Genomic DNA, 25,865 nt, shown 5'->3' on the forward strand with positions numbered 1-25,865 from the left:
GCACCGACCACCCCGCGGAATATCCGCCCGCGAAGGGAACGACCGATGATGCACGAAGCCCTACGCCGCCACGTCGAGTCCGGATTCATCCCGGGCGCGGTAGCCCTCGTCGCGCGCGGCGACGACGTCCAGGTCACCGCGATGGGACATCTCGACGTCGAGCGCACCGCGCCGATGACCCGCGACACCATCTTCCGCATCGCCTCCATCACCAAGCCGATCGTCGCGGCAGCCGTGCTGATGCTGGTCGAGGACGGCCGGTTCGGTCTGGACACCCCGGTCGCCGAATGGCTGCCCGAACTGGCCGCCCCGACGGTCGTGCGGACGCCGCGAAGCCCGGTCGACGACGTCGTGCCCGCCGAACGGCAGATCACCGTCCGCGACCTGCTGACCTTCCGCGCCGGTTACGGTTTCCCGTCGGACTTCTCGCTCCCGCAGGTCCAGGAGCTGCGCACGGTGCAGACCGACGGCCGCGAGGTCCGGCTGCGCCCGGAACCCGACGAGTGGCTCGCCCGGCTGGCGCGCATCCCGCTACTGCACCAGCCCGGCGCGGCCTGACTGTACGACACCTGCGCCGACCTGCAAGGCATCCTGATCGCCCGCGCGTCCGGCCAGTCGCTGCCGGACTTCCTCGCCGAGCGGGTGTTCGAGCCGCTCGGCATGGTCGACACCGCGTTCGAGGTCCCCACCGCCAAACGGGACCGGTTCGCCAGCTACTACCGCTCGGGAGAGAACGGCCTCGAACTGGCCGACGCGCCGGACGGCCAGTGGCGCGAGGTGCCGCCGTTCCCGGCCGGCTCCGGCGGACTCGCCGGGACCGCGGACGATTGGCACCGCTTTGCCCGGATGCTCCTTTCCGGGGGAAACGGCCTGCTGTCGAAGGAATCCGTCCGGCAGATGACGGCCAACCAGCTGACCGCGGAACAGATCGCGGCCAACCCGCTCTTCCTCGAAGGCCAGGGCTGGGGCTTCGGCGGCGCGGTCGACGTCGCGCCGACGCGGCCGTGGCAGGTCCCGGGCCGCTACGGCTGGGTCGGCGGCACCGGAACCAGCGCTTACCTGACGCCGTCGACGAGTTCGGTGGCGATCCTGCTCACCCAGCGCGGGGTGGACGGACCCGGTGGCATACCGCACATGCAGGACTTTTGGCAGGCAAATAGCCTCTGACCTGCATAACAGCCCCTAAATTGACGGCTCTGTGCAGCGCAGGCCGTCAGGCTGCCAGCGGAGGTTCTTCCGCGTCAGGACGACGGTTGAACAGGTTGTTCACGGCTGCTCATGCCCGGTCGTGACTCGACGCCATCAAGTGCGTGTAGGTATTGAGTGTGAACCCTTCGTCGTGGTGGCCGAGGTAGGCCGCGAACTCCTTGATGCTCGCTCCCCGGGCCAACATCGCCGAAGCGATCAGATGCCGGAGCGCGTGCATACCGTCCTGGCGTTCCCCGTAGGTCAAGCCAACCCCAGCTATCCGCCTGCTTCAACAGGCCGAGAGCTACGTACCGGGCACTATCGCACCTGCCACACGGGCGTGGTCGCAGGCCGGGAGGCCGAAGAGTTAAGCCGCCTGGGAAATGAAACGGAGGCCATGCGCACACTCGAACGTGCATTTACGGCTTTTGATTTCGCACACCCATGCACAGAGCGGCTTTGAACAACGGTCTCGACTTACCTATGACTCTAGCATCGCGACGCTCCAGCTATCTAGCCTCGACGGACCCGACTGCGCTGCGCATTCGCGCGAATGATTACGACAGGGCGCAAGCGCCGGTGGATGGCGCGATTGATTCCACCATCCGCTCTGAAAGCAGTTTGTCGCTGCAGAGTCTGCTCGCCCTCTCGTCGAAGCCGACGGCAGCGAAGGTGAGCAGCTCGGGAAATTCGATCCGCGATTAGGTCCGGTCCGGCTTACATTGATAGCCAACTACTCCGGCCGAGTTTCGAAAGTCAGCCCTGCAAGGTATTCCGCACTGCCCGCCTCAATCGGTTTCGCTACAATGTCGGGAACATCGTAGTGATGGCTCTCTTTAATAGCTACGCGACACTGTGCCCTTCTTCGGTTCAACGGTCCCTTTCGAACTTAGCCGCAGAACTCGGCGTGACCGGCTTGGAGCAACCGGGTTCGCGCCAGGAGACGTGCCGGTGCGGTCAGCCGAGGGCGTTGAGGGTGAGGTTGAGCGCGTCCACCAGGTTCCGGTGACTGCCGGGGCACATGGTCGCTTCTTCGCTGCCGTTGTTGCCGGTGCTGGTGAAGGCGAGGATGCGGCCGTTTCGGGTGAGGTCGTAGACGGTGAGCGGGGTACTGCGGATACGGTTGGCGCCCCGCTGAATGGCGGCGTAGAGCTTGTGCACGCCTGCGCGTTCGGCCCGGGTCAGGTGGCGGATCTGGTCGGCTTGACCAGAGTCTTCCGAAAGCGGGTCAGCGTTGCTGCCGTCGAGGTAGGACATCGGCACCCGCAGTCGACTGATCCTGGCCGGCGCGTAGTCGGGCAGGGTGCCGACCAGGCTCGTCGCCAATTCGCGCACCGGGATCGGGTCGAGCTGGATGGAGCGATGGTCAGTAATCAGCCGGACGGCGCTATCGCCTGAGGAAGCGACGAAAACCGCGCCGTTGTCGTCGGGACGGTGGACGAACGCGGTCCAGGCGTACAACTCCTTCTCTGGTGCGGCGAGCAGTTCCAGCGTGGCCCGGAACGACGGAGTCAGCCGTCCGTCCGGTGTGGCCAGCCGTAATGCCTCGAACCGGGATAGCGTGCGCTGCTCCAGCTCGCGGGCGAAGTCCGCGGGCGTGTAGGTGGTGTCCGGATCGATCACGGCGGGGAGCGTGCCCCCGCTGAGGTGGCTCCAGGCAACGAAGAACGCCGACCGCGGGATGCGCACCGGCTTGTCGAGGATCGTCATCGGCGTGTTTCAGCCGCCAATGGTCGGAGGAGTCGGCGGGAGTCCGGTGCGGAAGTCACGCAACCGGCCGTCCTCGTCGTCGGTGATGTCGAACGCGGAATCGTCTTCCAGCCCGTACTTGCGCTGGTGCTCCTTGTCCTCTTCGCCCTTGCCCTTGCCGCCCCCGGCACCCATGCCGCCCATTCCGGCCGATCCTTTGGCCCCGGCCGCGCCGCGAATCCCGGCGCCGGCTGCGGATGAGGTTCTCCCCGCCGCGCCCTCGGCCGCACCACCGGTACCTGATCCGGCGCCCAGCCGACCTGCGGCGCTTCCCCCTCGACCACTGGAACCGCCGGTCTCGGAGGCTCCACCGCTCCCGGAGAATCCGCCGGTCGGACCGAATCCGCCAGCCAGCCCCGGCGTCCACGAGCTCCCGCCGCCGGTGCCGCCGCCGGTGCCGCCGCCCGGGATCGAGGGCGAGGGAACCCAGCCCGAGCCCGGACCGGTGGTCCGAGTGGCGTCCGGCGGCGTCCACCCTGCTGCCGTCGTGCCGTCGCCCGGCCCAGTCCCCACCGGATGGCTCGGCGGCTGGTAGGTCGGCAGGTGGCTGCCCGAACCTGATGGAGGAGGGATGCTGCCGGGGTAGCTCGGGGTGAACGTGCTCGACGGCCCGCCGGTCTCCGAAGGCCCGCCTGTGCGCGACGGCCCGAAACCTGAGCGGGAGCGGCCGTCGGGTCCGTGCCCGTCGTCCGGACCGCCCGTCTTGTGTTTGTCGGGCTCGGATACGGTCACGTCGCCGTCGAACCCGCTCAGCTGGCCGTAGTCGCTCTTGAGCCCTTGCCCGCTGGTCTGGGCGTGCTGGGTGTAGCCGTGGTACTTGTCGAGGTTGTCCTGAGCCGTCTTGTTGTACTGGTTGATCTGGTCTTCGGTGTCGGTGTTCCACCAGGTCGCCTCGTCCCAGAGGTTCTTGTGCGGCGGAGCACCCGGCATCGGCTGCAAACTCTGCTTCATGGAGTCGAACCCGTGCGCGAGATCGGTCAGGTTCTGCCCATTGCCGGTGTAGGTCTGCGCGGCGGCCGTGGTGGCGTCGGCGAACGGGTTGATCCGCGCCTGCGCGGCGTCCGCACCGCCCCCGGTCCACGCAGACTCCAGGCCCGCGCTCAACTGCTGCACCCAGGCACCGGCCTGGTCATGCTTGCCCGCCAGGCCCGTGGCCTGCTGCGCGCCCTGATGCCAGCTCTGGGCGCCCTGGCTGGCCAGGATCTTCGCCACCAGCTCCGGCGCCGGAACGGCTTGGTCACCAAGGTTCCCGTGGTAGAGATCGCCGAACCAATGGCCCACGTCGCTGGCCCGATCCCCGACCCAGTCCGCGGCGTCTTCGATCGCCCCGCCCACGGCTTTCGCCGCGTCACCAAGCATCTCGAAAAACCCCATCACGCACCCGCCTTGCGCTTCAGGTTCGAGACCACCATGTCCGCCACGCGCGCCGACAACTCACACGGATCAGCCCCGCTGGCCCTCTTGGCATCGCTGGGAGTCAGTGAAGCATCGACCGTCAACTCGTCCGAGATGCCCACACTCACCTGGCAGAAGCCAGTTTGAGTGCCCGAGCTGAACGTCGAATTCGCGACAGCCGGAAACCCTTGAATGGGCGACAGCTCCCGCCAGACCTTGGCCTGTGGTTTCGTGTTCTGGTACAGGCCGCTGAGCCCGTCGTGCGGCTGCGTCACGTAGAAAACCGACAGCCCTGCACCCGAGTCGAGGTTGTTCCATTTGCACTCGGGACCAATTCCGCCAAGGGTGTCCGGTTTGCCTTGCGGCACCGTGCCGAAGATCTGGCTGAGCTGGTCAGAGGTCAGCGCCTCCTGGCAGGGCTGCCCGGACAGCACCGACGCGGGCAGCGGATGCTCGACCTTCGGCGCACCGCTGTGCGGCAACGCCACATCAGCCGCGGACGAGGACGTCGACGCGGTAGTCGCCGGAGCAGCCGCCGGACCACCAGAGCATCCGGCAGCAACCGACACAACCGCAGCCGCGCCCAGTACAGACATGAGCGTTCGGCCAGTCCTCACGCGAACCCCCCTTCCTGCTTACCTGCGTTCTTGACGTCGGTCGCTGCCTGCTCATCCGACGACTCGGTGATCCCGAGCGCCTTCTCCAGCCGCTTCACCAGCTCGTCGGCATAGGCGAACTCCTGGTCGACCTGGTCCCTGCCCGTGACGAACGCGCCCTTCGGTTCGCCCTCGTTGACCAGGAGTTTGGTGTAGCCGTTGCTGGTCGGCTCGTCCGCCGGAGACGTCAGCCGGGTCAGCTCATTCGCCTCAGGGCGCATGTCGCGGAAGTGTTCTCGGACGGTCTTGGCCAGCGTGAGCATCGCCGCTGCGTCGTCGCGGCTCATCGTGAATCCCTGGCCGCTGGGCGCACCGCCCATCGCGGCACCGGCCGCGTCCCCAGCGCTGAACGCATCGCCGATGTTGAAGTACAGCCCGTCGAGCCACCCCGGTTGCTGTCCAGGTTGCGACACTGCGCCCACCCCTCGTATGACCTGCGCCCGCCCAAGGACAGTTCTCCGATCCATGGGCAACTTGCCTAGAATCACCGTAGTGGACCCGTCACGCAGGGGTGACCGGTTCACCGAAAAAGGGCGTGCGTCACTCTGGAGACGGGTCCCTAAGCAGCAACTCGGCGTGACGGCGCGTCATGGCCTCGTACTCGACCCACGCACGGGAATTGGCCGGACCACCAGCCGCCAGCATCTCGTCATGCGCGAGTCCCTGCGCGGCCAGCACGTCAGCCGCCTGGCCCATCGTCTGCCGGAGCCACACCGCCTTCTCTCGCATATCGGCCGGATACGGCGCGCCGCACTCGATTTCCGCGCCGTCGCCGGTATCGCTCGGGCGGCCCATTTCTCCACGCTAACGCCTGCCGAAACGGCGGGGCGCGCAGAACGTCGACCATCACCGGACAGAACAGCCAGCGCCGCAGCCCGCAGACGACGGCGCGATCAAACTCAGCACGCCCGACCAGGAAACCGTCACCGTCCGAACCCACGACGAAGAACGGACCCCGCTGCGTTGTCCTCGGCGCTGGACGAAGCCCTCGCGCGTGCGTCCGCGACCGTCGTTGTCGATCTCACCAAGGTCAGCTACTTCAGCATGGAATCCGCCTGGGCCCTGCTCAGCAAAGCCGCCGCAGCCACCAAGTCCGGACTGGTGCTGCCCCCGCGGTCGCCACCAAACTGACCACGCTGGGTCTGAGCGACGCGCTCAAGGACGGCCTGCATCCGCGTTACCGGCACGGCTGACAGGCCACGATCCGCGACGCTTCGCCCTGTTGTTGCAGGGTCAAGCGCCCGAACTGGGAACCGGCCTCGGCGTGTGGGGTGTCGTCGGTCAGCGCGTCGAACGTCAGACGGCACGCGTCCACCAAACGAAGCACGCCGAGGAAACCGCGTCCGGCGTCGGATAGGCGATTTTCTCAACCAAGAAGTTCACCATGCTGCCCGGCGCGCGGGGCAGAATCCGCGCCACCAAGGTCTGATGCTGCTGGTCCAAGACGGCTTGTTCCTGCCGTTTCTCCTCAGCCACCGAGACCCCCAACATGACCGCCCCGCCCGCGACCGTCGCCGCGCGAGCCCCAGCGCGACCAGGGTTTGCTCGCGCCGTTCCCGCAGCCTCAACACCGCCGCAGCCGCCAAGGCCAGCGCCGATACTGCCCACAGCACCGGCCACCGCAACCCCCGCGAAACCCGCGCTCACCGCTTCTCACGAGCCGCTGAGCGCTCCCCGTGCGCCGCAGATCGAAAACCGTTCCTCCGCCCATACCGACCACACGGCGCCGAATGGCCCATTGGATCAACCGGACAACCCACCTACGGAGGCGGCGGGATGACGAACGGCGATCAGCCGCGGGTAGGCCGCACTGTCGCTCCGCACAGGGCAAGAAATCCTCATCTTGAGCCCTCGCAGCGACCGGGCGACCCGCAACTCCCAGGCCGTCACAGGTACGGATCAGCCCGGACTCAACCAGAACTAACCGGACTAAAACCGCAGGTCAGACGGATAATTCTGCAGCAACGCCCTGGCCAGCGCCTTGAAGTGCCAAAAGCAGGACGCTTGGCAGGAGGCCGCCGCGCCGGAGTGATCCGCGGCGGGGCGGGCACGGTACTGTGGCCCGCGGGCACGAGGCAACGCGACGAGGGGTCAGACGTGGGCATCTTCGACAAGATCCGCGGCGAGTTCATCGACATCATCGAGTGGACCGACGACAGCCGGGACACCATCGTGTGGCGCTTCCCGCGCTACGACAACGAGATCAAGATGGGCGCCAAGCTCACCGTGCGCGAGTCGCAGGCCGCGGTGTTCGTCAACGAGGGCCAGGTCGCCGACGCCTATCCGCCGGGCATGTACACGCTGCAGACGCAGAACATGCCGATCATGTCCACCCTCAAGGGCTGGAAGTACGGCTTCAACTCGCCGTTCAAGGCCGAGGTGTACTTCGTCAACACCCGGCAGTTCACCGACCTCAAATGGGGCACGCAGAACCCGGTCATCCTGCGCGACGCCGAGTTCGGCATGGTCCGGCTGCGCGCGTTCGGCGGCTACGCGGTCCGCGTGGTCGAGCCGGTCGCGCTGCTGAAGGAACTGGCGGGCACCGACCCGCAGTTCCGCACCGAAGAGGTGTCGGACTACCTGCGCAGCATGGTCATCAGCAAGCTCGGGCCCGCGATCGCCGCGGCCCAGGTGCCGATGCTCGACCTGGTCACCCAGCAGGACCAGATCGCGGGCAAGATCGCGAACGCGCTGAACCTCGAACTGCGCGAGGTCGGCATCGAGATCTCGAAGTTCATGATCGAGAACATCTCGGTCCCGCCCGAGGTCGAGGCCGCGATGGACAAGCGGACCCAGATGGGGGTCGTCGGCGACCTCGACCAGTACACGAAGTTCCAGTCCGCGAACGCGATCGAGGCGGCGGCGAACAACCAGGGCGGCGCGGGCGAGGGACTGGGCATCGGCCTCGGCATGGCGCTCGGCCAGCGCGCGGCCGGACCGCAGCAGCAGCCCGCCCCGCAGCAGTACCAGCAACAGGCTCCCCAGCAGTACCAGCAGGCCCCGCAGCAGCCGCAGTACCAGCAGCAGGCCCCGCCGCAGATGCCGCCGCCGCTGCCGCAGAGCGAGCAGTGGTTCGTCGGCGCGAACGGCCAGCAGCTCGGCCCGTTCGACCGCGCGGGCCTCGGCCAGCAGATCTCCTCGGGCACGCTCGCCCGGGACACCCTGGTGTGGAAGGCAGGCATGGCGCAGTGGACCCCGGCCGCGCAGGTGCCGGAGGTGTCGGCGCTGTTCGGCGCGGCCCCGCCGCCGCTGCCGCCGTCCTGAGCCGCGCCGACCATCTGGGGGACCCATGACTGACCCGCGCTTCCAGCAGGAAGGCGTGGCCAACACGACCTATCCGTGCGGCGGTTGCGGCGCGCGGCTGGAGTTCGCGCCGGGCACGACCGCGATGCAGTGCCCGTACTGCGGGTTCCGGCAGGAGATCGCCGCCGGGGAGCGGCAGATCCGCGAGATCCCGTTCGCCGAGCTGGCGAACCTCGCGCGCAAGCCAGTCGGGTCGATCGGCAAGTACGTCTTCGTGTGCCAGCGATGCGCGGCGAGGACGGAAACCAACGAGACCGCCAGCATGTGCCAGTTCTGCGGCGCGCCGCTGGTGATCGACCCGGGCGCGTCCGGCCAGCTGGTGCCCGAAGGCGTGCTGCCGTTCGCGTTCGACCGGCCCGCGGTGAGCACGCATCTGAAGAAGTGGACGTCTTCGCGCTGGTTCGCGCCGACCGCGCTGAAGAAGGTCACCACGGCGGAGTCCACGAAGAGCACGTACATCCCGCACTGGACGTATGACTCGCAGACCGTGTCCGTGTACACCGGCGCGCGCGGCGAGTACTACTACGTCACCGAGACCTACTACGACAACGGCGAGCGCAAGACGCGCCAGGTGCGGCATACCCGCTGGTACCCGGCGCGCGGGCAGGTCGCGCGGAACTTCGACGACGTCCTGGTGCCGGCGAGCACCCAGCTGCCGCTGCCGGAGCTGGACAAGCTCGCGCCGTGGCCGCTGCTCGATTCCGCGCCGTACCAGCCGCAATTCCTCTCCGGGCACTTCGCGCTGCGGTACGACGTCGAACCGGAGAACGGCTTCGAAGAGGCGAAGAACCGAATGGCCCCGGTCATCGCCGACGACTGCAAGTACGACATCGGCGGCGACACGCAGCGGCTGAACTCGGTCGACACGCAGCACAACAACGTCACCTTCAAGCTGATGCTGCTGCCGGTATGGGTCGCGACCTATGTGTACGCCGGGAAGAACTGGCAGATCCTCGTCAACGGCCGCACCGGCGAGATCCACGGCCAGCGTCCGTGGAGCAAGGTCAAGATCGCCATCGCGGCGGTGCTCGCGCTGATCGTGATCGCGGTGATCGTCTACTTGATCGCGACGAAGGGCCACAGCACCGGCACCACGCACCATTCCGTTACGCACCACTGAGTTTTCGAAGGAAGTGATGTGCCGTGCTGATGGGCATGGTTCTCGGCGACCGCCGCTCCCGCGTTTCGCGGGAGCACGCGGGTTCGCCGCTGTCTTGACCGGCGGGAATCCTCGCCTGCTCTCTGCGAAGCGTCGACGGCTGACTGGCCCTTCGACCCTTCCCGGGAGCATTCATGTCCACCGTCACGTGGACCGAAAACGAAACCACCCGCACCGCCCGTTGGCATTCCGGAAACGGAACTCCGCCGCCGGGCCGCATTGTCGTCGTCGATGACCGGCTGACCGCTGCCGCCGCACTGCGTTTCGCGCGCGCTGGCACCGGAATGCTGTGGCGCGGCGACTTCCCCAACGCACGACAGCTCGTGCGCGCCATGGACCGGCGGCTCCCGCAGCGCGCGGGATCTTTCGCCGAGGTGCGCGCCGCTCGGGCAGAACGCGCGGCGCTGCTCGGAAAAGTCCTGGTCTCCGTGGAAGCCGACCATTCGCTTCAGCTCCGCCGAGCCCCCGACATCCAAGCCGCCTGCGAGCACGCGTTCGGCGGTTTACCCGGCACGCTGCTTTCGTTGCGTGAGCTGCTCGGCGCCCTGAGCGCTTATCAATGGCATCAGAAAGGCATCCATATCAACGCATTAGGCGCGCGGTTGTATCCGTCGTATAGCGTGTTCGCGCCGACACGGAGCGAATACCTCGACCTCGTCGCACAGGAACCGTTGCCGGGCAAGGGGTCTCCGGTCGTATTCGATCTCGGCACCGGTACCGGCGTGCTCGCCGCCATCCTGGCCCGGCGGGGCGCCGCCGAAGTGGTGGCGACCGACCTCAACCCGCGCGCCGTGCGCTGCGCGCGGGACAACCTGCGCCGGCTCGGCCTGTCCGATCGGGTCCAGGTCCGCGAAACCGACCTGTGGCCCACCGACCGGCGCGCTGACCTGGTCGTCTGCAATCCGCCCTGGCTGCCCGGAAACCCGGCCTCGGCGCTGGAACTCGGGATCTACGACGCCTCGTCCGCCATGCTGCACCGGTTTCTCGACGGTCTGCCCGAGCATCTGACGCCGCGCGGGGAAGGCTGGCTGATCCTGTCGGACCTCGCCGAACACCTCGGTCTGCGGACGCGTGCCGAACTGCTCGACCGGATCTCCGCCGCTGGTCTCAAGGTCGTGGGACGCCGCGAAACCACGCCACGGCACCGACGCGCCACGGACAGTGCCGATCCGCTGCACGCGGCACGTTCCCGGGAACGCACGATCCTGTGGCGGTTGACCATGTCCAGAGCGTGACCCGGCGTTTCCACGCTGGACTACACCAATCGAATATCCTCGCCGAAGACACGGGGAGGGACGATGCCCGTACCGGGTTTTGCCGTACCGCGGCGGGAATTCGTGCGGACGCTGCTGCACCGCGGCAGCCCGCCGGAGCGGCCGGACGCAGGCGGGGACCTCGCCGAGGTCGGTGACGCGACGCTGGCGCGCGCCGCGCGGTACTGGGTCGTCGTCCCGGTCGCCTACCGGATCGCCGCGTTCGTGAAGGTGTTCATCGGCTTCGCCGCGGCCAACGGCAGCACCGGGTTGTTCCCGGTGCTGCCCGCGGCCGTGCTGGGCGTCGCCGCGAACGCCGGGTTCCTGTGGTGGCTGCTGCGCTCCGGCGGCCTGCCCGCGCGGCGCACGCGGCGGGTGCTCACCGTCGACCTCGCTGCGGGGCTGGCGCTGAACCTGCTGATCGCGGTGCTGGCCCCGGACGCGGTGCAGCCGTTCGCGATCGACGTCACCTGGACGTGGCTGGTCGGCTCGGTCGCGATGTGGGCCGGGACGTCCGGCCTGCCCGCCGCCGTGCTGCTGCTCGCCGCGGCGGTCCCGGTACGCGTCCTGCTGACCGTGGCGGGCGGGCTGCGGCTTGACGATCCGCTCGCGATCAGCCGGTCGATCGGCTGCCTGGTCGCGCTGGCGGTGTCGATCGTGGTGGCGTGCGGGATCCTGGTGCTGCTGGGCGTCGGCACCCGATTCGCCCTGGACATCGGCCTGCGCCGCGGTCAGGAGGCCGAACGCAGGCGCACCCAGCGGCTGCTGCACGACAGCGTGCTGCAGACCCTGGAGGCGCTCGCCATCGCCCCGTCCGACGACGCCGACCACGCCGCCGAACGGCTGGCCCAGCTGCGCTCGGTCGCGCACGCCGAGGCGGCCGAACTCCGCCGGAGCATCACCGAGCCGATCGAACCGCGCAAGGGGCGCAGCTTCGTGGTCGAACTGGCCGACGTCGCCGCCGAGATGGCCCGCGAAGGCCTGCGCACCCAGCTCGTAGCCGCCGACTTCGCCGACGACGACCGCCTTTCCGCTGACCGGCGCACCGCGATGTGCGAAGCGGTGCGGGAGGCCCTGCGCAACACCGTGAAACATGCCGGGACGAGCCGCGTCGTACTCCGGGTGGAGGAACGCGACGGCGGGACCGCGGTGGTCGCACGGGATCAGGGCCGCGGCTTCGACGTGCGCGAACGGGGTCCGGGGTTCGGCATCCAGCAGTCGATCGAAGCCCGGCTGGCGGAGGTCGGAGGCACCGGACGGGTGGAATCGACGCCGGGCAACGGGACCCGCGTCACGCTGTGGGTGCCGCACTGACGCGGCGGATTCTACCCCGCTTCCGGGGAAGCGCTGCGCTTTCCGGAGCGGCCTGCTCCATTTGCTGAATATTCAATTCAGCTCGCTCGCTTGGTGTCGCCAATTGCGGACAAACACCCTGCCGCGCATGCACCCCGTTCGTAGGTTCACATTCCCGCTCCGCGACGCTGATAATGGAGGGTCGATCACCTTCGGGCCAAGCAGCGGGAGCGCCTGCATGGACACGCCGGACGAGGCACGCACGAATCGGATCGAGCGGAATCGCCGGATGCTCGAATCCTGGCGGGCCGGCGCGTCGATCACCGAGATCGCCAGGGAGCACGGCCTGTCCCTGAGCTGGACCGGACGGCTGCTGCGGCAGGAAGGCGCGGTGCTGCCGGAAATCCGCCAGGGCGTGCGCCGCGAACTCGACGTGCCGAGGATAGTCCGGGAATACGAATCCGGCTCGACCATCCAGAGCATCGCGGACGCGCATCAGGCGTCCTATGGCACGATCCGTCGCTTGCTGCTGCGGGAAAAGGTGACGATCCGCCCGCATGGCGGCCAGAACGCTCTCGATCGGCGCAAGCCCGATACCCCACGTCACTGATCCTTCCCCCAGGGGGTGGGTGATTCCTGACGCTTTTCATTTCATTCGCCATCCGGACCGGGTAAGGAGGAATAATGGGGGGTGCGGAATGACTGAAGCGCGGCCAGGGGCGGTGACGTCCGACAGACCGGTGCGGGCGCCGGTCCAGCTCCCGCCCGCGCCGTCCGTGCTGCTCGGCCGCAACGCGGAACTGGACCGGCTGGACGAAATCCGGCTCCGCTCCGACCCCGCCCCGTCCGTCGTCGTGCTCACCGGAGTCGGCGGGATCGGCAAAACGGCGCTCGCCCTGCACTGGCTGCACACCCACCGCGCCCAGTTCCCCGACGGCATCCTCTGCGCGCGATTTTCCTCCGAGGGCACCGAAACCGCGGAATCCGCGAGCGGCGTACTGCACGGTTTCCTTGTCGCGCTGGGCATTCCCGCCGACGACATCCCGGCCTCGCTCGCCCAGCGGGCCGCCGAATTCCGTGCGGTGACCGCGGATCGCCGGTTCGCCGTGCTGCTCGACGACGTCGTGCACAGCGCCGACGCCCGCGCCGTGCTGCCGTCCAGCGCGCACGCGTTCGTGCTCGTCACCAGCCGGTCGCAGCTGACCAGTCTCGCACTGGACGGCGCGGAAATCCTTCCGCTGAGCCCGCTTCCGGACAGACCGGCCCGCGAGGTGCTCGTCCGCCGGGCCGGGCAACGGCAGATCAGCCAGGAGGACGCGGAAAACCTGCTGACCGCGTGCGCCGGTCTCCCGCTGGCCCTCACCATCACCGGAGCGAGGCTGCGCGTCCGGCCAAGACGCAACCCGCACCAGGAAGCGCGCCGCGGACGTGCTCGACGCCTAGGCGGTTCTACTGATCTGGCAACGGTTTTCGACGCCTCGTACGCCGCGCTCGACGACTCGGCGGCCCGGCTCTACCGAACCTGCGGCATTCTGCCCGGCCCGCACCACGCCGTCGATGCGCTCGCTGACACGCTGCAGAGCTCGCCCGCCCACCTGGACGACGCCGTCGACGAGCTGATCGAAGCCAACCTCCTCCACGAGTTGGAGGACGAAACCGTGGCACAGCACGACGTCGTCCGCCACGACGCCCGCGTGCGCGCCGAACGCCAGGACGCCGAGGCCGACCGGCACTATCTCGTCCGCCGCTACATCCGCTGGTACCGGGACCAAACCGTCACCGCGAGCGCGCTCATCCACCCGTTCCGCCCGACCTTCGCGGCCGAAACCGTTGCGGCGACGGCATCTTTCGCCGACCGCGACCAGGCGGTGACCTGGTGGCGCCGCGACCGGCCGGTCATCAACGCCGTCGCGAAAGCCGCCACGGCACACGGGTGGGACGAGGAACTGTGGCAACTCGCCGAAGCGTCGTGGGGATTCTTCCTGCACTACCGGGATTACGAACCGTTTTTGGAATTGTGCACGGCGGGGATCGAGGCGGCTCGGCGATGCGGGCAGCCGCTGGCTGAGGCTCGGCTGCACAGTCAAGTCGGCTACGTCTATGACCGGCTTCGGCAGTTCGGGAAAGCTTCCGCCCACCACACCGCGGCACTCGAGATCGGCGACCGAGAGCAGCACGGTCCGACGCAGGCCACAGCGCTGTCGCGGATAGCCAGGGACGCCCGAGGCCGCGGCGACCTCGAAGGCGCACTGGCACTGTACGAGCGCAGCGCGGAGAAACACGCCGAGATCGGGCTTCCGCGCGGCGTCGGCATGGCCCGGCGCCGTCGCGGCGAACTGCTGATCAAACTGGGGCGGGAAGACGAAGCGATGCGGGAACTCGCCGAAGCCGCCGCCATCATGGCGGCGGCGGACGACGCCGCCCAGCACGCACGTGCGGTCGTCCCGCTGGCCGCGATCCATGCCCGGCGGGGCGACTACCGCCGGGCGCGCACCGAACTCCTGGAGGCACTCGAAGGCGTCAAGCGCCTCCAGTCACCGCATTTCCAGGCCGAGGTCCTCACCGCGCTCGCCGATCTCGAACGCGGTCACGGCGACGAGGCAAGCGCCCAGCGCCATCTCGACGAGGCCCGCCGCCTCAGCGGGGATCCCGCCGAGCCGCCGCATTGACCACACCGCCCCGCCCGGCCAGCACACCGCCGCGGCGATCGCTCCCGGCCACACCGCTCTCAGCTCGTCAGCCTCGCAGTTCGTCGCGGCACCGGACCGGACCCGGACCACAACGTCCGCGCTGGCTGCCTGCCGAGGCCCGGCCCGGTCAAGGTCCGCGACCAGCACCGGCATCGCGCGACGCCCGGGCAGCGCGAGCCGAACGCGCGCGACGCCGGCGGTCACGCGTCCCACCCGGGCAGCGGCTGGGGCATCGCGGGCAACGGCGGATACGCCGGGGCGGCCGGTTCGGGCAACTTCAGCAACTGATACATCGCCGACCGCAAAATCCCCGCTGAGCAGTCGATCCTCGCGCTCACGACAGGGAGCACCTCCGCAGCGAGCCGCGGAGCCGCGGTGACGGCGGCTTCTTCTTGCTCCTCGATCGGCTGGTCCGCGGCCAGCAGCTTCGTCCGCGCCCGCACGATGTCCGCGACGCTTCCGGCGCGCGGGCGTCCGTCGGGCAGCGAGGCGAGCGTCACCGGCTTCCCCATGGCAGCCGCGTAGCCCGTGGTCGAGCCGTGGTCGCCGATCACCCAGTCCGCCGCGATCATCGTCGCCTGCCATCCTTGCTCGGGCGGGAGCACGCGCAGGCCCCGGCACCCGTCCAGCCAGGCGGTGACCTGGCGCCGTCCGTGCACCGCCCAGATGTTCGGGTGCAGCACAGCCGCCACCGCGTAACGGTCTTTCGGCAGTGCGTTCACGATCGCTTCGTACATCCGCGGGACACGGCCGAACGCCGAGTCAGTGAACCAGGTCGAGCTCAGCACCACCAGCCGTCGCGAGCCGACGCCCAGCGCCCGGCGGTATCGCTCCCGCCGGCCGATGCCCGCCCGCATCCCGTCGAGGCAGAGGTCACCGGCCACGACCGCCGCGGGCACTGCCTCCGGGCACCGCTCCCGCAGAACGTCGACCTCCGATTCGGTGGCGAGGCCCAGGACCGCCGGAAGCACCCGCCCCCGAAAGGTGATCAGCTCCCGGTCCAGTCCAGTAGTCTCGACTGTCGCCCCGCCCGCCTTGCGGCTGAACCGGCGTGGCCGGACTGACCCGATTCCGTGCTCGACCAGCATCAGCGGTCCGCGCACCTGGTCGAGATTCCGGTGACTGGCCGCCAGCACCAGATCGAACCGGTGCGCCACCGCCTGCTCCCACGGCAGCAGGAGCCCGTGCTGCGCCCGCACGTACTCCTCGACCCCGGCCCATCGGTCGGTGCTGTGCGGCACAGTGAACATCACCTGCACCCGCAAGTCCCGCTCGAGCAGCGAGAGCAGTTCGACCAGCCGCGTCCCCGCCGTCACGGTCGGAACGACCGCCAGCACGGTCCGGCACCCCGGCCGCGTCACCCGCGACGCGGCGTCGAGACCGATCGGACCGCGTACCCACACGTCGTGCGCCATCTTCATCCCCTCCGTCCGGAAACCGACGAACCGAGGCTGCGGCGCGGTCCTGACCGGGGACTTCCCGCCGCTGGACACAAAGCGGACCGAAACCGGACAAGACAATTCCCTGGCTGATCCTTATCCCGAAAGCGGTCGCCGATCCCTCGGATCAATGCGAAACTAGGCAATCGACGAGGGAGGGGCGTCGAATGGACTTCGCCTACGGAATTCTCGGGCAGACTGCGGTGCGGATGCACGGGAAGATGAGCGAGCAGTGGGGCCAGCGGCAAACCCGGAATATTCTCGGAATCCTGCTCACCCGGCCGGGCCAGCGTTTTTCCCAGGACACCCTCATCTCGTGGCTCTGGGACGACGACCTGCCCGGAAACCCGCAAGAAGCCCTGTACAAGGCGGTGCACCGGCTGCGTCCCGCCCTCGAAGAAGCGGACGTGCACGCCACGGTCGCGCGATCCGGCGACGGTTACCTGATCGACCTCGACGAGGGTCTCGTGGATGTCGCGGTCTTTCGGAAAACAATGTGGAAAGCACACGCCGCGGCGAGTTCCGGCGATCATGAAGCGGCTTGCGAATCAGCCGAAGCCGCTCTTTCCTTATGGCGTGATGAACCGCTGCCGGAGCTCCGCACCGAACGCGCGGACAATTGGCGCGAGGACCGAATAAAGTCCATGTTGCTTCCCGCGCGAGAATTCCTGACGAGCCAATTGCTGACGCTCGGCCGTCCCGACGAGGCCGCCGGGCGGATGCAGGATCTGGCCCCCGAACACGCCAGCCGCCTGGCTTTCGTCAAGCTCCAGCTCCAGATCTACTACGCGCTCGGGCAGTCCGAGCAGGCCCAGGCCCACTACCTCGACGCACACCGGCGATTCCGCGACGCCGCCGACGACACCGCCACGGCCATGCTGCGCGCCTTCCACGACGAACTCCGGGACCGCCACGAAAACCCGCCGGCCGCCCCGGTGCGCCGGGCCGCGCCGCCGACGCATCCGCTCCCCCGCGACCTCCGCGGGTTCATCAGCCGCACCCGCGCACTGGACACGCTGGACCAGTGGCTCCGCCCAGGCTCGCCGACCCGCTCGCCCGCCGTCGTGCTCAGCGGCCCGCCCGGAATCGGAAAGACGAGCCTCGCCGTCCACTGGGCACACCGCGCCGCGGACTGGTTCCCCGGCGGGACGATCTACCTCGACCTGCACGGCTTCGGCCCGGCACCGCGCCTCGAACCGACAGACATCGTCGACCGGCTCCTGCAGGAACTCAGCTACCCCGTCGACCACGTGGTGGACGCGACGGCCCGCGCCGCGGTCCTGCGCCAGCAGCTGACCGACCGGTCCGTCCTGGTCATCCTCGACGACGCGGAGAACTCCGGACACGTCGACCAGCTGCTGAACGTGCTGTCCGAATGCTCGGTGATCATCACCTCGCGCCGCAGGCTCGGCGCACTCACCCGGCGACACGAACTCGCCGCCCTCAGCCTCGACCGCCTCGACGACCGCGATTCCCTGGAACTGTTCGTCCGCCGCCTGAACGGCCGAGGCGAACGAGAACCCGACGCGGCCCGCCGAATCGCCCACCTCTGCGACGGCTTGCCACTCGCGCTCACCTTGATTGCCGAGAGCGCCGCTCGCCGTCCGGGGCTGAGTCTCAGCACTATGCTTGACCAGTTGCGCGATCCGGAGATGCTGCTGAGCATTGGCGACGACGGCGATGACCGGAGCCTGCGCGCCGTTTTCTCCTCGTCGTATCGCATGCTGGAGCCTCCGAGCCAGGCCGTTTTCCGGCTCTTCGGCCACCACCCCGGTGCGGAAATCCACGTCGACACTTTGCTGTCCGCGGCCGGCCTCCCCGCCGCGGAAACCCGGCGAGCGCTCGAAACCTTGGTCGCGTTGCACTTGATCGACCAGCCCGGCGACACGGACCGCTACCGGATTGTCTCGATCTTCCACCGGTACGCGCGAACGCTCAGCGATCAAGACCACGACTCGCGGCCCTTGCGGCGCTTGCTGTCGCATTACTACAGCACCGCGTACCACGCGCATCGGATGGCGCACCCGTATCGCGACCGCCCGCCGCGGCTTGATCCCGAACCCGGCATCCGTCCGACGCAGTTCACGACTCCGGAAGCCGCGAAGCGATGGTTTTTGCGAGAGAGAACAAATACGATAGCACTCGCCGCAGTGGCGGAGCAGCATCATTACTTCGAAATAGCGTACATGCTGCCGCATCTCCTTGCGGATACCCTTGACAGGTATGGATTTTATGACGAAATGAGCACTGGGTTCAGCATTGCCGCACGGGCCGCGCGAGCGAACAACAATTCGCACGCGGAAGCCTCGAGCCTGAATGATCTCGGCGAGCTCAACCTCACGCTCAGCAACCACAAAGCGGCCGAGCACGCGCTGACCCAAGCGTTGGAACTCGCCACCGCCGACGGATCGCCCATCGGGGTGTTGACAATCAACATCAACTTCGCACAGTTGTACCGGCACACCGGACGCCCCGTGGAGGCGATCGCTCTCTTCCGTCGCTGCATCACGCACGCGCAGCGCAACGGCGACGCGGTCCGCGAGGCGAAGGCCGAGCAGTACCTCGGCGAGACCCTCGCCGAACTCGACCAGTACGAGAAAGCACTGCCGCACTACCACCGCGCGCTCCACCTGCGGGCGCTCACCGGTGACACCGCAGGTCAAGCGACGACCTACACGACGCTCGCGGAGCTCCATCTCCGAGAGGAACAATTCGCGGTTGCCCACCGGCATTGCCAGCTGGCGCATGCCCAGATCGCCGGCGATCTCACCGCGACGATGCGGCTGCGCACTGTGGAGGCCCGGCTCGCCGCAGCCGAACGGGACGACCGCGCCGCGCTGCGGTTGTCCCAGGAAGCGGTCGAACTCGCCGAACGTGCCCACAACGCGACCGGTCAGGCCCGAGCCTTGGAAGCGTTCGCCGAAATCCTTTACTCACGCGGAAATCATGAAGACGCTGTCGACGCGTGGCGGCGCGCTGCCGCCTTTTACCGGGGTCGCGGCAAGGACGCCAAGGCCGACCGCGTCGAACAACAGCTGGCCGTGGCCGGGAATCCCCATGCGATTCCGCAGGCCAGGGACGGAGAACGCACTGTCGCCATGCCTGCGCCGCGCCGCTCTGCAACCTCGAACGGGTGACACAAGAGGGGGTGCCTAGCGAGATCACCCGTCCTTACGACAAGATGCCCCTGCCGAGACTGTCTCATCCGGCAGACAGCCACACAGAGTAAAACTCATCGAGGCTAGCACCGGAATCCCAGGCAGCTCGGTTGTTGCGTCATACATGTTACGCAGCATGTATCACTAGCACGTTCACGAGGAGCTCGACTTGTCGTTTGTGGTCGCATCATTCGCCGACTATGCCCCGTGGTTCACCGTAGCTGCAGGAGCGCTTTCGGCGTGGTGGCGTTGCTAATGCGCCACTGAATCCGGCGTTGGCGTTGCCGCTACTACGATTTCCGTAGCCGCAACGCCAGCGCCGGACAAGCCGCGGCCGCCCGTCGTGCCTCGGCTAGCAGCGATTCGGGTACCGATTCCCCGCGTACTACCGGGTAACCCCATTCGTCCACTGTGATCAGTTCCGGCAGGACGTCCGCGCACAAACCGTGTGCGCGGCAGGCGATCGGGTCCACAGTCAGGCGGTTCATGCCGCACCTGCCATCATCCGGCACGAGCCGATCGTGAGGTGTGCGTGGACGTCGGCGGCGAAGACGCGTAACGCGCTTGCGGCTAGGCGAACAGCTCCGGCCGGGTGGGCGCACGCGCCGCGTCCGCTGAGGAGCGGGAGGCGGCGGGCCAGGCGGCCGGTTGCGTCCCTTCCGGACAGCAGGTCGGTGAAATCCGCGGCGATGGCCGGTAATCCGAACATGCACGGGCCGCATTGGCGGGCTGATTCTCCAGCCAGGGCAAAGAGAATATTCCGAGTCAGCTCCAGGCCGCAGTTCGGTTCCGGGAGCAGGTGCAGCGAGGACAATCCCGGTTCGCGGCCGAGCGGCAACGGGTCGGCCAAGGCTCGGGGCATCCAGGTGCCGCCGTAGCCGCCGATCAGGATTGCTTGTGCGGTAACGGATCCGCCGGCGCGGGCGAGGATTGCGGAGATCGGGGTGTCGGCAGGGAATTCCAGCACGCCGGGGCGGGCGACGGCTCCGGTGACGGTGACCAGGTCTGTGTGGACAGAGCGGTCCGCGCCAGGTCGGGCGACGAGCGCGAAGCGGGCCAGGGTTTCGACATTCTGGACTAGCGTCGGGCGTCCGCGCAGGCCGCGTTCGGTTGGACGGGGGAATTTGCCGGTCGGGCGGGCGTCGCCGGTGGCCAGGAAATGCACTAGCGCGGTTTCTTCGCTGGCGACGTATCGGGGCGGGACTGCGACGACCTTCACCGGAACTGCGTCGCGACGTTCGGCTAGAGCCGCCATTACGCTTCGGTTTTCTCCGTGCAGGCAAAGGTAAGCCTCGGTAGCACCGACGGCTCGTGCGGCGACCTGGATACCGTCCAGCACTAGGTGTGGCGCAAGCTCCATTAGCGCGCGATCTTTGCTGCTGAAGGGATCGCTCTCGCAGCCGTTGGCGACCACAATGGACTGTCCTGGTGCGACAGAGCGCAGTTTCGCCGCGGCGGGGAAGCCAGCGCCGCCTCGGCCGCGGATACCGGCGGCGTCGATTGCGTGGATCAAGGCGTCGCGATCCAAGGCGGGGAGTCCACCATGGACGGACAGATGCGCGGCAAGATTGTTACGGTGCAACGGAAGAAGCACGAGTCACCTCTGGAGGGGAGAGAGGCGGCGGGCCTCGGTGTCGGGGTTGGTACTGCCGAACCGCACGCTCGCGGCCGCCAAAACGGCTATCAGGCACACGATGTCGAGCGCGATGAGCAGCGGGCGGGCGCTGTCGGAAGCGATCAGGCCGACGCTGTGCGCGAGCGCGACTGGCCAGCACAGGTAGGCGAGCCAGTGCACGGCGCGCCACAACCGCGGCGCGATACGAGTCCGCAGGAGACTCGTCACGACAATGGCGAGCAGCAGATCCACCGCGACCGCGCCGATGCCGATCCAAAACGGTTCGTAGCCCGAGACGAACGGGACGACAACGGAAAGCCAGCTGAGGTCGACATAGCCATCGACGACCGCGAAGACGATGTGTGCGCCCAAAAAGACGAGGCTGGCGAGGGCGAGGTTTCGGTGCAGGTCGGCGAGGGCGAAGCGGGGCCAGCGCCGGGTCGCGAACCGTCCGGAGTTGAGGAAACCGAGCACCACCACGGCCGTCGAGAACACGAGCGAGACAATTCCAGTGGCACGGCTGAAATACCAGAGCGCGGAACTCACGACGCACGCTCCCGGCGATCCCCCGGCCAACCGGCGGTAGTCCGGACGGCGCCACGCGAACTCACCAGTCGCGCGGGCAGCCCACGCGACCTCAGCCAGTCCAACGCGGCAACGCCCAACACGACCGACGCCGTGCTCGCGGTGTTGGCGTCCACACAGGACTGTGCCGCCACCGATACCGTCCGCCAGCACGGATCCGCCGATTCGCCGGTGCGCGGGTCGACGATGTGGTGCACCACGCGACCGCCGCGTCGCCAGGTCCGCCGGGCGACGCCGGAGGTCGCCAGGCCGCCGCTGGTGAGCGTGATCGTCGTGTCCGGATAGTCGATCGAGTCGGTGTGGTCGTCGCCGATCGCTATCTTCCAGCCGCCTGCCGGAGCGTGACCCGCCACCGCGATGTCGCCGCCGAGGTTCACCAGCACGCCGCAGCCAGTGCGGCGGGCGATTTCGGCGGAGGTTCGGTCCGCGGCGAACGCTTTCGCGGTCGCGCCCAGGTCCAGCATCACGCCGCGCGGCAGCACGACGATCCGGCGGGCCGGTTCGAACAGCACCCAATGCGAACCCGGCGCGGGGACCGGCGCCGCGGCGGGACCGTCGGTGATCTCGGCGAAATCCCGGTCGTAGCCGAGTGCCGCCATCGACCCGCCCACCGTCGGATCGACCAAGCCACCGCTCAGCCACGCGGCCCGCAACGCAGCTGACAGCGCGTCGGCCAGCAGCGGGCTCACCGCCACTTCCCGGCCCGCGGCGCGGTGGAGGGCCGAAATTTCCGAATCCGTCCGGAATCGGCTGCATGCCCGATCGAGTTCGGCGAGCCGCGTCCGCAGCAGCTCAGTCGCCGGGCCGAGCGCGGCCTCCTCGGTGACGAGCACCCGCGCGGTCGTGCCGAGCGAGGGAAACGCCGCCGAGTACGGCCCGGTCACGACGCACCCGAGCCGGTGTGCGCGTGCCCGGAACCGAATCCGGGATCCTGCGCGGGCGCCTGCAACTGGTCCTGGTCCGAGGTGCTCGACCCCGTCCCGCTGTCGGTCGAGGTGGTGCTGTTGTCGGTCGAGGTGGTGCTGCTGGTCGAACCGGCCGCCGTCAGCCCGTAGCCGATCCCGCCTGCCGCCGCGACTCCGAGCGCCGCCGCGACCGCCGTGACGAGCGCAGTCCGGTGCCGGACGCGTGCCCGTTCCGCTTGCCTTCTCCTGATGTCCGGGTCCATGCCGGGTGTCCTCTCCGGTGGTGGGAACACCCAGTCTCAGCCGCGAATCTATGAGTCCGCTGGGAGCGACCTGTCAGTTTGCTGCCAGTCACTACACTCCGCGCATGAGCACGGTCCTCGCGTGGGCGACGCTGGCGGTGTGGGCCGGGCTCGCGTTGTGCCACAGCTGGTTCTGGCGCACCGACCAGCGACTGCCCGAGCCGGTCCGGCCGGAACGCTGGCCGTCCGTCGCCATCGTGGTACCAGCCCGCGACGAGGCCGAACTGCTGCCAGAAACCCTGCCCACGCTGCTTCGCCAGAGCTATCCCGGCGACGCCAGGGTGATTCTCGTCGACGACGGCAGCAGCGACGGCACCGCGGAAGTCGCCCGCGCGCTGACTGTCCCCAATGGACTCCCGCTCACCGTCACCAGCCCCGGCGAACCACCGGATGGCTGGACCGGGAAACTCTGGGCCGTCGCACACGGCGTCCGCGAGGCAGGAGACGTCGACTTCCTCCTCCTGACCGACGCCGACATCGCACACGCTCCCGATTCGCTGAAAGCCCTCGTCGCGACCAGCGGCCGGGATCTGGTGTCGCAAATGGCCGTTCTGCGCACCGCGACGTTCTGGGAGCGGCTGATCGTGCCCGCTTTCGTCTACTTTTTCGCGATGCTCTACCCCTTCCGCCGCGTGAACTCCGCGCGCTGGCGCACCGCCGCCGCGGCCGGTGGTTGCGTCCTCGTCCGCCGCTCAGTGCTCGAACGCGCCGGCGGAATCGCCGCGATCCGCGGTGCGGTCATCGACGACGTCGCACTCGCCCGTGCCGTCGCGTCCGCGGGCGGCCGGATTTGGCTGGGTTACGCGACGAAGGTCTGGAGCGTCCGGCCGTACCCGCGGCTCGCGGACCTGTGGCAGATGGTCGCCCGCAGCGCCTACACCCAGCTCCGGCATTCGCCGCTGCTGCTGGCCGGGACGGTCGTCGGGATGATCGCCGTTTTCCTCGCCCCGCCTGCGCTCGCCCTGACCGGCTCGTGGCAGGCCGCCCTCGCCTGGCTGCTGATGGCGGCGACGTTCGTCCCCGTCGCCCGGTACTACCGGCAGCCGCTGGTCGCGGGGCTGTTGCTGCCGTTCACTGCGGCGCTGTACACGCTTATGACGATCGACTCCGCCCGTCGCCGAACTGGGTGGAAGGGCCGGACTTACTGAACACTGCCGCGCTCATCAGCGGGATATGGCATCCTCACGGCATGATGTCGACCAGAAGGGGCAATGCCTCGTAGGACGCCCGGCGCGCTGCGCGCCGACCAGCCCGAGGCCCGCGATCTGTGGGCCGAACGCGTTTCCCCAGCACTCGACCGGTACCGGAGCTTCCTTCGCCAGCCTGGCCGTTGGCTGTATCTTCCGCTGTCCGATTGCCCGTGCTGCGATCCAGTCGACGCCCGCGACGACCTGGACGCCGCCCTGCGAGTCCTCCCCCGCCGCGACCGTGCGGAACTGCGCCGGATCCTCGCTCCCCTCGACGACGACTTCCGGCGACGAACCCTGCCCGACCCGACAGCTTGGTCCCTCAGCCTCTGGCACGCCTCCGCATGGTGGCGCCGGCGGCTGTACGAACGGTGACCTGCGCGAATCCCCGGGAGAGCGAGTTCACACCACCCGGGGATGCACGTTCATACATCGTCGTGCATAATCATTCCTATGTCCAAGGTGCTCACTTCCCTTCCCGTCGGCGAGCGGGTCGGCATCGCGTTCTCCGGCGGCCTCGACACGTCCGTGGCGGTGGCGTGGATGCGCGACAAGGGTGCGGTTCCGTGCACCTACACCGCCGACATCGGCCAGTACGACGAACCCGACATCGCGTCCGTCCCCGGCCGTGCGCACGCCTACGGGGCGGAGCTCGCGCGGCTGGTCGACTGCAAGGAAGCCCTCGTCGAAGAGGGGCTCGCCGCGCTGACCTGCGGCGCCTTCCACATCCGCACCGGCGGCCGGGCCTACTTCAACACCACCCCGCTCGGCCGCGCGGTCACCGGCACCCTGCTGGTGCGCGCGATGCTCGAGGACAACGTCCAGATCTGGGGCGACGGCTCCACCTACAAGGGCAACGACATCGAGCGGTTCTACCGCTACGGCCTGCTGGCCAACCCGGGCCTGCGGATCTACAAGCCGTGGCTCGACGCCGCGTTCGTCGGCGAGCTCGGCGGCCGCAAGGAGATGTCGGAGTGGCTGCAGGCGCACAACCTGCCCTACCGCGACAGCACCGAGAAGGCCTACTCCACCGACGCCAACATCTGGGGCGCCACGCACGAGGCGAAGTCGCTGGAGCACCTCGACACCGGCATCGAGATCGTCGAGCCGATCATGGGCGTGCGGTTCTGGGACCCGGAAGTCGAGATCGCGACCGAGGACGTCACGATCGGCTTCGAACAGGGCCGTCCGGTGACCATCAACGGCAAGGAGTTCGGCACCTCGGTCGAGCTGGTCCTTGAGGCCAACGCGATCGGCGGGCGGCACGGGCTCGGCATGTCCGACCAGATCGAGAACCGGATCATCGAGGCCAAGAGCCGCGGCATCTACGAGGCCCCGGGCATGGCGCTGCTGCACGCGGCGTACGAGCGGCTGGTCAACGCGGTGCACAACGAGGACACCATCGCCAGCTACCACAACGAGGGCCGCCGCCTCGGCAGGCTGATGTACGAGGGCCGCTGGCTGGACCCGCAGGCGATGATGCTGCGCGAATCGCTGCAGCGCTGGGTCGGCACCGCGATCACCGGCGAGGTCACGCTGCGGCTGCGGCGCGGCGAGGACTACTCGATCCTCGACACGTCCGGCCCGGCGTTCAGCTACCACCCGGACAAGCTGTCGATGGAGCGCACCGAGGACTCCGCGTTCGGCCCGGTCGACCGGATCGGCCAGCTGACCATGCGGAACCTCGACATCGCCGACTCGCGCGCCAAGCTGGAGCAGTACGCGAGCCTCGGCATGGTCGGCGGCACCTCGCACCCGAAGCTGATCGGCGCCGCGCAGGCGGCCTCGACCGGCCTGATCGGCGCGATGCCCGAGGGCGGGGCCGAGACGATCGCGTCCCGCGGCCGGGCCGACGACGTCGAACTGCTCGACCGCGCCGCGATGGAGTCCGGCACGGACTGAGGCTTTTCTCCCGCGGATGCCCGCGTCGGCGTACCGGCGCGGGCATTCGCTCTCTATACCAGCGTCCGCACCCCGCGAACGTCTCT

General features: G+C 68.6%; 25 protein-coding genes and 1 pseudogene. 12 read left to right on the forward strand and 14 right to left on the reverse strand.

The genetic code is table 11. The features are described from left to right. The first annotated feature begins 48 nt into the window (after positions 1-48). Positions 49-1,167 (forward strand): annotated as a pseudogene (locus EIZ44_RS13745) (serine hydrolase domain-containing protein). Positions 1,168-1,276: 109 nt separating this feature from the next. On the opposite strand, the gene EIZ44_RS13750 reads toward EIZ44_RS13745, so the two are convergent. From EIZ44_RS13750 to EIZ44_RS13780, 7 genes are all read right to left on the reverse strand, one after another. Next, a complete protein-coding gene (locus EIZ44_RS13750; RefSeq protein ID WP_134728959.1) occupies positions 1,277-1,426 on the reverse strand; it encodes a tyrosine-type recombinase/integrase in 150 nt (49 codons plus the stop codon). 495 nt (positions 1,427-1,921) lie between these two features. Then, positions 1,922-2,062 (reverse strand): divalent cation tolerance protein CutA, encoded by a 141-nt coding sequence (gene cutA / locus EIZ44_RS13755; protein ID WP_134728919.1) that lies wholly within the window; start codon positions 2,060-2,062, stop codon positions 1,922-1,924. A gap of 83 nt (positions 2,063-2,145) precedes the next feature. Further along, complete coding sequence (locus EIZ44_RS13760) at positions 2,146-2,898, reverse strand: ESX secretion-associated protein EspG (protein ID WP_134664989.1); 753 nt, start codon at positions 2,896-2,898, stop codon at positions 2,146-2,148. Between the two features lie 9 nt (positions 2,899-2,907). Then, positions 2,908-4,311, reverse strand: coding sequence for a hypothetical protein (locus EIZ44_RS13765; RefSeq protein ID WP_134728921.1), 1,404 nt, complete (start codon positions 4,309-4,311; stop codon positions 2,908-2,910). Next, positions 4,311-4,928, reverse strand: a complete 618-nt coding sequence (locus EIZ44_RS13770) for a DUF3558 domain-containing protein (protein WP_078870352.1) — start codon at positions 4,926-4,928, stop codon at positions 4,311-4,313. Before EIZ44_RS13770 ends, EIZ44_RS13765 begins: the two co-directional genes overlap by 1 nt. A gap of 17 nt (positions 4,929-4,945) precedes the next feature. Next, a complete protein-coding gene (locus EIZ44_RS13775) occupies positions 4,946-5,401 on the reverse strand; it encodes a hypothetical protein (protein ID WP_134664993.1) in 456 nt (151 codons plus the stop codon). A gap of 127 nt (positions 5,402-5,528) precedes the next feature. Further along, positions 5,529-5,783, reverse strand: coding sequence for a hypothetical protein (locus EIZ44_RS13780; RefSeq protein WP_051728752.1), 255 nt, complete (start codon positions 5,781-5,783; stop codon positions 5,529-5,531). Positions 5,784-5,951: 168 nt separating this feature from the next. On the opposite strand from EIZ44_RS13780, the gene EIZ44_RS44670 reads away from it, so the two are divergent. Next, complete coding sequence (locus tag EIZ44_RS44670) at positions 5,952-6,119, forward strand: hypothetical protein (protein ID WP_158714436.1); 168 nt, start codon at positions 5,952-5,954, stop codon at positions 6,117-6,119. Positions 6,120-6,284: 165 nt separating this feature from the next. On the opposite strand, the gene EIZ44_RS13785 is transcribed toward EIZ44_RS44670, so the two are convergent. After that, positions 6,285-6,464, reverse strand: coding sequence for a hypothetical protein (locus EIZ44_RS13785; RefSeq protein ID WP_134664995.1), 180 nt, complete (start codon positions 6,462-6,464; stop codon positions 6,285-6,287). Positions 6,465-6,992: 528 nt separating this feature from the next. On the opposite strand from EIZ44_RS13785, the gene EIZ44_RS13790 reads away from it, so the two are divergent. The 6 genes from EIZ44_RS13790 to EIZ44_RS13815 all read left to right on the forward strand — a co-directional run bounded on the left by EIZ44_RS13790 (position 6,993) and on the right by EIZ44_RS13815 (position 14,665). Beyond that, positions 6,993-8,252, forward strand: a complete 1,260-nt coding sequence (locus tag EIZ44_RS13790) for an SPFH domain-containing protein (RefSeq protein WP_240691290.1) — start codon at positions 6,993-6,995, stop codon at positions 8,250-8,252. Between the two features lie 25 nt (positions 8,253-8,277). Beyond that, a complete protein-coding gene (locus EIZ44_RS13795) occupies positions 8,278-9,411 on the forward strand; it encodes a TFIIB-type zinc ribbon-containing protein (protein ID WP_134728923.1) in 1,134 nt (377 codons plus the stop codon). 173 nt (positions 9,412-9,584) lie between these two features. Next, a complete protein-coding gene (locus EIZ44_RS13800) occupies positions 9,585-10,685 on the forward strand; it encodes a methyltransferase (protein ID WP_037810496.1) in 1,101 nt (366 codons plus the stop codon). 63 nt (positions 10,686-10,748) lie between these two features. Then, complete coding sequence (locus tag EIZ44_RS13805; RefSeq protein ID WP_037810497.1) at positions 10,749-12,017, forward strand: sensor histidine kinase; 1,269 nt, start codon at positions 10,749-10,751, stop codon at positions 12,015-12,017. Between the two features lie 217 nt (positions 12,018-12,234). Further along, positions 12,235-12,606, forward strand: coding sequence for a helix-turn-helix domain-containing protein (locus tag EIZ44_RS13810; protein WP_037810499.1), 372 nt, complete (start codon positions 12,235-12,237; stop codon positions 12,604-12,606). A gap of 112 nt (positions 12,607-12,718) precedes the next feature. Beyond that, on the forward strand, positions 12,719-14,665 hold the full coding sequence (locus EIZ44_RS13815; protein WP_167754115.1) for a tetratricopeptide repeat protein: 1,947 nt from the start codon (positions 12,719-12,721) through the stop codon (positions 14,663-14,665). Between the two features lie 221 nt (positions 14,666-14,886). Here EIZ44_RS13815 and EIZ44_RS13820 read toward each other — a convergent pair whose 3' ends face one another. Then, positions 14,887-16,101 (reverse strand): hypothetical protein, encoded by a 1,215-nt coding sequence (locus EIZ44_RS13820; protein ID WP_134728926.1) that lies wholly within the window; start codon positions 16,099-16,101, stop codon positions 14,887-14,889. Between the two features lie 191 nt (positions 16,102-16,292). Between EIZ44_RS13820 and EIZ44_RS13825 the strand changes: the two genes are divergently transcribed. Then, positions 16,293-19,262, forward strand: coding sequence for an AfsR/SARP family transcriptional regulator (locus EIZ44_RS13825; RefSeq protein WP_134728927.1), 2,970 nt, complete (start codon positions 16,293-16,295; stop codon positions 19,260-19,262). Positions 19,263-19,573: 311 nt separating this feature from the next. Here EIZ44_RS13825 and EIZ44_RS13830 read toward each other — a convergent pair whose 3' ends face one another. Genes EIZ44_RS13830 through EIZ44_RS13850 form a run of 5 tightly spaced genes read right to left on the reverse strand, consistent with a single transcriptional unit; the run spans position 19,574 to position 22,651 of the window. Next, positions 19,574-19,771: a ferredoxin gene (locus EIZ44_RS13830; protein ID WP_037810504.1), complete on the reverse strand. Its 198-nt coding sequence runs from the start codon at positions 19,769-19,771 to the stop codon at positions 19,574-19,576. After that, positions 19,768-20,877, reverse strand: a complete 1,110-nt coding sequence (locus EIZ44_RS13835) for an NADH-ubiquinone oxidoreductase-F iron-sulfur binding region domain-containing protein (protein WP_134728928.1) — start codon at positions 20,875-20,877, stop codon at positions 19,768-19,770. The genes EIZ44_RS13830 and EIZ44_RS13835 overlap by 4 nt, the downstream gene beginning before the upstream one ends. A 3-nt stretch (positions 20,878-20,880) precedes the next feature. Then, positions 20,881-21,444, reverse strand: coding sequence for a ferric reductase-like transmembrane domain-containing protein (locus tag EIZ44_RS13840; protein WP_134728929.1), 564 nt, complete (start codon positions 21,442-21,444; stop codon positions 20,881-20,883). Continuing rightward, entirely contained in the window at positions 21,441-22,367 is a 927-nt protein-coding gene (locus EIZ44_RS13845) for an FAD:protein FMN transferase (RefSeq protein WP_134728930.1), read from the reverse strand. The genes EIZ44_RS13840 and EIZ44_RS13845 overlap by 4 nt, the downstream gene beginning before the upstream one ends. Next, on the reverse strand, positions 22,364-22,651 hold the full coding sequence (locus tag EIZ44_RS13850; RefSeq protein ID WP_134728931.1) for a hypothetical protein: 288 nt from the start codon (positions 22,649-22,651) through the stop codon (positions 22,364-22,366). Before EIZ44_RS13850 ends, EIZ44_RS13845 begins: the two co-directional genes overlap by 4 nt. A gap of 104 nt (positions 22,652-22,755) precedes the next feature. Between EIZ44_RS13850 and EIZ44_RS13855 the strand changes: the two genes are divergently transcribed. From EIZ44_RS13855 to argG, 3 genes are all read left to right on the forward strand, one after another. Continuing rightward, positions 22,756-23,838, forward strand: a complete 1,083-nt coding sequence (locus EIZ44_RS13855) for a glycosyltransferase (protein WP_134728932.1) — start codon at positions 22,756-22,758, stop codon at positions 23,836-23,838. A 63-nt stretch (positions 23,839-23,901) separates the two neighbouring features. Continuing rightward, positions 23,902-24,252: a hypothetical protein gene (locus EIZ44_RS13860; protein ID WP_134728933.1), complete on the forward strand. Its 351-nt coding sequence runs from the start codon at positions 23,902-23,904 to the stop codon at positions 24,250-24,252. A 78-nt stretch (positions 24,253-24,330) separates the two neighbouring features. Then, on the forward strand, positions 24,331-25,779 hold the full coding sequence (gene argG / locus EIZ44_RS13865; RefSeq protein WP_134665030.1) for an argininosuccinate synthase: 1,449 nt from the start codon (positions 24,331-24,333) through the stop codon (positions 25,777-25,779). Positions 25,780-25,865: the final 86 nt, after the last annotated feature.

Origin of the sequence: Amycolatopsis nivea (genome assembly GCF_004522235.1) — a bacterium.
Lineage (GTDB): Bacteria > Actinomycetota > Actinomycetes > Mycobacteriales > Pseudonocardiaceae > Amycolatopsis > Amycolatopsis nivea.

Coding starts and splice junctions, on each gene's coding strand:
- EIZ44_RS13750 (WP_134728959.1), bottom strand. CDS start 1,426: ATGCACGCGCTCCGGCATCTGATCGCTTCGGCGATGTTGGCCCGGGGA.
- EIZ44_RS13760 (WP_134664989.1), bottom strand. CDS start 2,898: ATGACGATCCTCGACAAGCCGGTGCGCATCCCGCGGTCGGCGTTCTTC.
- EIZ44_RS13765 (WP_134728921.1), bottom strand. CDS start 4,311: ATGGGGTTTTTCGAGATGCTTGGTGACGCGGCGAAAGCCGTGGGCGGG.
- EIZ44_RS13770 (WP_078870352.1), bottom strand. CDS start 4,928: ATGTCTGTACTGGGCGCGGCTGCGGTTGTGTCGGTTGCTGCCGGATGC.
- EIZ44_RS13780 (WP_051728752.1), bottom strand. CDS start 5,783: ATGGGCCGCCCGAGCGATACCGGCGACGGCGCGGAAATCGAGTGCGGC.
- EIZ44_RS13795 (WP_134728923.1), top strand. CDS start 8,278: ATGACTGACCCGCGCTTCCAGCAGGAAGGCGTGGCCAACACGACCTAT.
- EIZ44_RS13800 (WP_037810496.1), top strand. CDS start 9,585: ATGTCCACCGTCACGTGGACCGAAAACGAAACCACCCGCACCGCCCGT.
- EIZ44_RS13805 (WP_037810497.1), top strand. CDS start 10,749: ATGCCCGTACCGGGTTTTGCCGTACCGCGGCGGGAATTCGTGCGGACG.
- EIZ44_RS13810 (WP_037810499.1), top strand. CDS start 12,235: ATGGACACGCCGGACGAGGCACGCACGAATCGGATCGAGCGGAATCGC.
- EIZ44_RS13820 (WP_134728926.1), bottom strand. CDS start 16,101: ATGGCGCACGACGTGTGGGTACGCGGTCCGATCGGTCTCGACGCCGCG.
- EIZ44_RS13825 (WP_134728927.1), top strand. CDS start 16,293: ATGGACTTCGCCTACGGAATTCTCGGGCAGACTGCGGTGCGGATGCAC.
- EIZ44_RS13830 (WP_037810504.1), bottom strand. CDS start 19,771: ATGAACCGCCTGACTGTGGACCCGATCGCCTGCCGCGCACACGGTTTG.
- EIZ44_RS13850 (WP_134728931.1), bottom strand. CDS start 22,651: ATGGACCCGGACATCAGGAGAAGGCAAGCGGAACGGGCACGCGTCCGG.
- EIZ44_RS13855 (WP_134728932.1), top strand. CDS start 22,756: ATGAGCACGGTCCTCGCGTGGGCGACGCTGGCGGTGTGGGCCGGGCTC.
- EIZ44_RS13860 (WP_134728933.1), top strand. CDS start 23,902: ATGCCTCGTAGGACGCCCGGCGCGCTGCGCGCCGACCAGCCCGAGGCC.
- argG (WP_134665030.1), top strand. CDS start 24,331: ATGTCCAAGGTGCTCACTTCCCTTCCCGTCGGCGAGCGGGTCGGCATC.